This window comes from Pseudomonas meliae (assembly GCF_001400515.1).
GTDB lineage: Bacteria > Pseudomonadota > Gammaproteobacteria > Pseudomonadales > Pseudomonadaceae > Aquipseudomonas > Aquipseudomonas amygdali.
Genome location: NZ_LJQT01000012.1, coordinates 4,286 through 9,929, shown reverse-complemented (window position 1 = coordinate 9,929; position 5,644 = coordinate 4,286). Strand labels below are relative to the sequence as shown.

The window sequence follows — 5,644 nt, the reverse complement described above, 5'->3', positions numbered from 1 at the left end:
CCGTTCTGGACGCTCCGCGTCCTCGTTACGGCGCAGAGCGTCGAAAATCGATCCGATCACCCCTCCCCGCGCAATGCCTTGAGCTTCTGGATCACGGTGGCGGCTGACTGCTCACCGAGCAGTTGCTCGCGCATCTTGCCCTTGTCGTCGATGATGTAGGTCACCGGCAGCGCTTCGGAGGGCGGCAGGCTGTACTGCTCGGCTGGGTCCTGAGCCAGCACGGTGAATTTGATACCCAGTGCGTTGGCAGCGTTTTTCAGCTCGTCGCCCTGCAGATTGTCAAAGTTGACACCCAGCACCGTGACCTTCTTGTCCTTGAGCTGTTCGGACAATGCGTTGAATTCCGGCACCTCGGTACGGCACGGGCCACACCATTCGGCCCAGTAGTTCACCACCAGCCAATGCCCCTTGATTCGCTCGCTGGCCACCTTCTGGCCGTTCTGGTCAGTGCCCAGGTCCACGCCACATCCGCTGAGCAGCAAGCTGCCGAAAAGTATCACTGCTGCTGTTAATCGCCTTGCCATTTGTTTCCTTCCTCGCCCCGTTCAACCTGCAATCACTTATATCCAGGCTACGACTATTGACCATTCGATATGTCGGACAGTGCCATCGCTGGTTAGAATACGCCACCCCACACAAGATGCGACGTGCAAATGACCGATCTGACGCTGTATCACAACCCGCGCTGCAGCAAATCCCGCGGCGCGCTGGAACTGCTTCAGGCCCGCGGCCTGACGCCCGATATCGTCCTGTACCTGGAAACCCCGCCCGACGCAGAGCGTTTGCGTGACCTGCTCGGCAAGCTGGGCATCACTGCCCGGCAACTGCTGCGTACCGGCGAAGATGATTACAAGCAACTCAACCTGGCCGACCCGAGCCTGAGCGACGAGCAACTGATCGCCGCCATGGCCGCGCACCCCAAACTGATCGAGCGGCCTATTCTGGTCGCAGGCGACAAGGCTGTGATTGGCCGCCCACCCAAGAACATCCTGGAGCTGCTGCCGTGAGCACACCTTACATTCTGGTCCTCTATTACAGCCGCAACGGTTCCACCAGCGAAATGGCCCGGCAGATTGCCCGCGGTATCGAGCTGGGCGGCATGGAAGCACGGCTGCGCACCGTTCCTGCCGTTTCCGCCGACTGCGAAGCGACCGCCCCTGAGATCCCGGAAAACGGCGCGCTGTACGCGACCCTCGACGACCTGAAAAACTGCTCAGGCCTGGCGCTGGGCAGCCCGACGCGCTTCGGCAACATGGCCGCCCCGCTGAAATACTTTCTCGACGGTACCAGCAACCTTTGGCTGACCGGCGCACTGGTCGGCAAACCCGCAGGCGTCTTCACTTCCACTGCCAGCCTGCACGGCGGCCAGGAAACCACGCTGATGTCGATGCTGCTGCCGTTGTTGCACCACGGCATGCTGATCATGGGTCTGCCCTACAGCGAATCGGCGCTGCTGGAAACCGCTGGGGGTGGCACGCCTTATGGTGCCAGTCATCACGCCGGTGCCGATGGCAAGCGCGCGCTGGACCGCCATGAGACTGACCTGTGCCGTGCACTGGGCCAGCGCCTGGCCAAAACCGCCTTGCAACTGGACACAGCACGCAGTTGAGTCGGCAGGGCGTGGTCTGACGCTTTCAGTTAAATCGCAAACTTGCAGGGCAAGGGTCGGTCTGAACCCTTGACCTGCCTGTTGAATTTCTTTGGAGAACCGATGCAAGACTACAAATGGCTGAACGAGTATTGCCTGAATCGATTCGGCTCCGCCAAAGCACTGGAAGCCCACCTGCCCACCCCGAAGACACCGAAACAACTGCAAGCCATCAGCGCCGACCGCTATCTGTCGACCATGGCCCTGCGCGTGTTTCGTGCAGGCCTGAAACACAGTCTGGTGGACTCTAAATGGCCGGCGTTCGAGGAGGTCTTCTTCCGCTTCGACCCGGAAAAAGTCGTGCTGATGGGTGCTGATCACCTGGAGCGGCTGATGCAGGATGCGCGCATCATCCGCCACCTGGGCAAACTCAAGAGCGTGCCGCGCAATGCGCAGCTGGTTCTGGACATCGAACAGGAGCACGGCAGTTTCGGCAAATTCATCGCCGAGTGGCCGGTCGATAACATTACTGGCTTGTGGCAGTACCTGGCCAAACACGGCAACCAGATGGGCGGACTGTCAGCGCCACGCTTTCTGCGCATGATTGGCAAGGACACCTTCATTCCGACCTGGGACGTGGTGGCCGCGCTGAATGCGCAGGATATTGTCGACCGCGTGCCCACAAGCAAACGCGATCAGGCGATTGTGCAGGACGTCTTCAACCAATGGCACGCAGAAAGCGGTCGGCCGATGTGCCAGCTGTCAGCCATGCTGGCGTTCACCGTCAACCACTGAGCACCCTCAGATATTCACCACATTGACGAACCGCGACGCAGCGGTTTCGTCGATGCGCAGGTTGCTGAAGTCGAACAGGTTGCGGTCAGCCAGTTGCGAGGGCTGTACGTTCTGCAGGGCGCGGAAGATGCTTTCCGTGCGACCCGGTGTCTTGCGCTCCCAGTCGATCAACATGCCCTTGACCACCTGACGTTGCAGGTTCTCCTGAGAGCCGCAGAGGTTGCACGGGATGATCGGAAACTGTTTAAGGTCTGAATAGGCCTGAATGTCCTTTTCATGACAATACGCCAATGGACGAATCACCACGTTACGGCCATCGTCGGCACGCAGCTTGGGTGGCATTGCCTTGAGCGAGCCGTTGAAAAACATGTTGAGGAAGAACGTCTCGACGATATCGTCTCGATGATGCCCCAGTGCCATCTTGGTAGCACCTATTTCATCAGCGAAGGTATACAGCGTGCCACGACGCAGCCGTGAACACAGCGAACAGGTCGTCTTGCCTTCAGGAATCAATTCCTTGACCACTGAATAGGTGTCTTTCTCGACGATGTGGTACTCGATACCCAGCTCTTTCAGATACGCAGGCAGCACGTGCTCGGGGAAGCCAGGCTGCTTCTGGTCCATGTTGACGGCCACGATGTCGAATTTGATCGGCGCGACTTTCTGCAAGTGCATCAGCACATCGAGCATGGTGTAACTGTCCTTGCCGCCGGACAGGCAGACCATGACCTTGTCACCCTCTTCGATCATGTTGAAGTCGGCAACCGCCTCGCCGGCCAGCCGACGCAGACGTTTCTGCAGTTTGTTCTGATTGACTGAAAGGGTGCCCATTTATGGAAATATCCGCTGACGGTAGCTTGAGAAAAGCCGGGCATTTTACCTATAACCGACCTTTGGTTAAATATGCTGCGCGCGTGCTGTTCAGACTGGCAATCGCCCTTGATCAAAAACGACCACCGGGCGGCCAGCATTTTCAGAGCGTAGTCACATTGCGGCATACTTGGCGCACTGGAGAATCCTAAAGCATGCCCGACCAACTCAATTCACGCGTTGAAACCTGTTACCAACAAGCCGAAACCTTCTTCAAACGCACCTTCAAACGCCCAGTGGTCAGTTTCCAGTTGCGCGGCCAGAAGGCAGGTGTCGCTCACCTGCACGAAAACCTGCTGCGCTTCAATCCGCAGCTCTACAAGGAAAACGCCGAAGACTTCCTGCGCCAGACCGTGCCGCACGAAGTCGCGCACCTGATTGCCCACCAGCTGTTTGGCGGCAGCATCCAGCCACATGGCGAAGAATGGCAACTGATCATGCGCGGCGTCTATGAACTGCCACCCAACCGCTGCCACACCTACGCCGTCAAGCGACGCAGCGTGATCCGTTACATCTACCGCTGCCCTTGCCCGGACAGCGACTTTCCGTTCACTGCCCAGCGTCACAGCATGGTTCGCAAGGGCCGGCGCTACCTTTGCCGCCGCTGCCGCGAGCCATTGGTGTTCAGCGGCGAGACGCGCACGGAATAACTCCCCAGACAAACGACAGGCATAAAAAAACCCATCCGAAGATGGGTTTTTTATGGCCTGACGGTTAATCAGACGGTTTTGGTGGTATTCACCGCACCGGCTGGAGTCGGGCCTTCGGCAACGCCGAGGTCGTCTTCAGGACGGGTTTCCAAAATGGCAGAGCCACCGGAAGTCAGCTCGGACTGCAGCTTGTCGGTGTCCAGCTCGCCGACCCACTTGGCAACCACAACGGTGGCAACAGCGTTACCGACCAGGTTGGTCAGGGCGCGGGCTTCGGACATGAAGCGGTCGATACCCAGAATCAGCGCCAGACCGGCAACTGGCAGGTGGCCGACAGCCGACAGGGTTGCAGCCAGAACGATGAAGCCGCTACCGGTTACGCCAGCAGCACCCTTGGAGGACAGCAGCAACACCAGCAACAAAGTGATCTGGTGGGTGATGTCCATGTGCGTGTTGGTCGCCTGAGCGATGAACACGGCAGCCATGGTCAGGTAGATAGACGTACCGTCGAGGTTGAACGAGTAACCCGTCGGGATAACCAGACCCACGACAGATTTCTTGGCGCCCAGACGCTCCATCTTGATCAGCATGCGTGGCAGGGCCGATTCCGACGAGGAAGTACCCAGTACGATCAACAGCTCTTCACGGATGTAACGAATCAGCTTGAAGACGCTGAAACCGTGAGCGCGGCAGATGGCACCCAGCACCAGCACCACGAACAGCGCGCAGGTGATGTAGAAGCAGATCATCAACTGACCCAGCTGCACCAGCGAGCTTACGCCGTAGGCACCGATGGTGAAGGCCATGGCACCGAACGCACCGATGGGTGCCAGCTTCATGATCATGTTGATGATGTTGAACATCACGTGGGCGAAGCGATCGATGAAGTCCAGAACCGGCTTGCCGTACGAACCCAGACGATGCAGGGCGAAGCCGAAGATCACCGAGAACATCAGGACTTGCAGGATATCGCCGTTGGCAAACGCGCCGACGATGGTGTTCGGAATCACGTTGAGGATGAAGCCGACGATGCTCTGATCCTGGCCGGCAGTGACGTAAGCCGCGATCTTGGATGCGTCGAGCGTGCTGACGTCGATGTTCATGCCGGCACCCGGCTGAACCACGTTGACCACGATCAGACCGATCAACAGAGCGATGGTCGAAACGATCTCGAAGTACAGCAGCGCATAACCGCCGGTCTTGCCGACCGACTTCATGTTCTGCATGCCGGCGATGCCGCTGACGACGGTACAGAAGATGATCGGCGCGATAACCATCTTGATCAGTTTGATAAACCCGTCACCCAGCGGCTTTAGAGCCTTGCCGGTGTCCGGGTAGAAGTGACCGATCAGGATACCGATGACAATCGCAACGATTACCTGAAAATAGAGGGATTTGTAGATGGGCTGACGAGTCGTCATTGCAGTTTTCCTCAAGGGCGTCGTCGGCATCTTCACCTGATGCACGCGAGCCTATAAAGCGCTAACCCTCCTGCACTGGAGGGATTTGTTTTGTCGAGCTGCGCAAGGCAGGCCTCTGCCATGTAGATAGCAATAGGCGTGCCATAGAATCAAATAGCCATCAAAACCCCGCATTACAAGGCGCAGACGGGTAACGGTAGACGCAAACCGAAAAAGACGTGGCGGTTTTCCGCCGTATGGTGGGAAAAATGGGCACACAGTGGCGGGTATCCGCCGTCTTTCTGTGGTGACTGGAGTACCTGGTGACGCGCAGAGGTGTG

7 protein-coding genes are annotated in these 5,644 nt (G+C 58.2%); 4 read left to right on the top strand and 3 right to left on the bottom strand.

The window, feature by feature from the left end; all coding sequences use genetic code 11:
* Positions 1 to 56: 56 nt before the first annotated feature.
* Positions 57 to 524: a TlpA disulfide reductase family protein gene (locus ALO64_RS00360; protein ID WP_005739010.1), complete on the bottom strand. Its 468-nt coding sequence runs from the start codon at positions 522 to 524 to the stop codon at positions 57 to 59.
* A 129-nt stretch (positions 525 to 653) separates the two neighbouring features.
* Between ALO64_RS00360 and arsC the strand changes: the two genes are divergently transcribed.
* The 3 genes from arsC to ALO64_RS00345 all read left to right on the top strand — a co-directional run bounded on the left by arsC (position 654) and on the right by ALO64_RS00345 (position 2,383).
* Complete coding sequence (arsC, locus tag ALO64_RS00355; protein ID WP_044343367.1) at positions 654 to 1,007, top strand: arsenate reductase (glutaredoxin); 354 nt, start codon at positions 654 to 656, stop codon at positions 1,005 to 1,007.
* Positions 1,004 to 1,609, top strand: coding sequence for an NAD(P)H:quinone oxidoreductase (wrbA, locus tag ALO64_RS00350; RefSeq protein ID WP_005744747.1), 606 nt, complete (start codon positions 1,004 to 1,006; stop codon positions 1,607 to 1,609). Before arsC ends, wrbA begins: the two co-directional genes overlap by 4 nt.
* Positions 1,610 to 1,711: 102 nt before the next feature.
* Positions 1,712 to 2,383: a DNA-3-methyladenine glycosylase I gene (locus ALO64_RS00345; RefSeq protein WP_044343368.1), complete on the top strand. Its 672-nt coding sequence runs from the start codon at positions 1,712 to 1,714 to the stop codon at positions 2,381 to 2,383.
* Positions 2,384 to 2,389: 6 nt separating this feature from the next.
* On the opposite strand, the gene ttcA is transcribed toward ALO64_RS00345, so the two are convergent.
* On the bottom strand, positions 2,390 to 3,214 hold the full coding sequence (gene ttcA / locus ALO64_RS00340; RefSeq protein WP_044343369.1) for a tRNA 2-thiocytidine(32) synthetase TtcA: 825 nt from the start codon (positions 3,212 to 3,214) through the stop codon (positions 2,390 to 2,392).
* Positions 3,215 to 3,408: 194 nt separating this feature from the next.
* Here ttcA and ALO64_RS00335 point away from each other — a divergent pair, with 194 nt between their 5' ends.
* Positions 3,409 to 3,903, top strand: a complete 495-nt coding sequence (locus ALO64_RS00335; RefSeq protein ID WP_002554626.1) for a SprT family zinc-dependent metalloprotease — start codon at positions 3,409 to 3,411, stop codon at positions 3,901 to 3,903.
* Positions 3,904 to 3,971: 68 nt separating this feature from the next.
* On the opposite strand, the gene ALO64_RS00330 is transcribed toward ALO64_RS00335, so the two are convergent.
* Entirely contained in the window at positions 3,972 to 5,324 is a 1,353-nt protein-coding gene (locus ALO64_RS00330; protein ID WP_002554627.1) for a dicarboxylate/amino acid:cation symporter, read from the bottom strand.
* Between the last annotated feature and the right edge of the window lie 320 nt (positions 5,325 to 5,644).

Bases quoted from the DNA above. Each gene is read 5' to 3' on its own strand.
- ALO64_RS00360 (WP_005739010.1), bottom strand. From the start codon at position 524: ATGGCAAGGCGATTAACAGCAGCAGTGATACTTTTCGGCAGCTTGCTG.
- arsC (WP_044343367.1), top strand. From the start codon at position 654: ATGACCGATCTGACGCTGTATCACAACCCGCGCTGCAGCAAATCCCGC.
- ALO64_RS00345 (WP_044343368.1), top strand. From the start codon at position 1,712: ATGCAAGACTACAAATGGCTGAACGAGTATTGCCTGAATCGATTCGGC.
- ttcA (WP_044343369.1), bottom strand. From the start codon at position 3,214: ATGGGCACCCTTTCAGTCAATCAGAACAAACTGCAGAAACGTCTGCGT.
- ALO64_RS00335 (WP_002554626.1), top strand. From the start codon at position 3,409: ATGCCCGACCAACTCAATTCACGCGTTGAAACCTGTTACCAACAAGCC.
- ALO64_RS00330 (WP_002554627.1), bottom strand. From the start codon at position 5,324: ATGACGACTCGTCAGCCCATCTACAAATCCCTCTATTTTCAGGTAATC.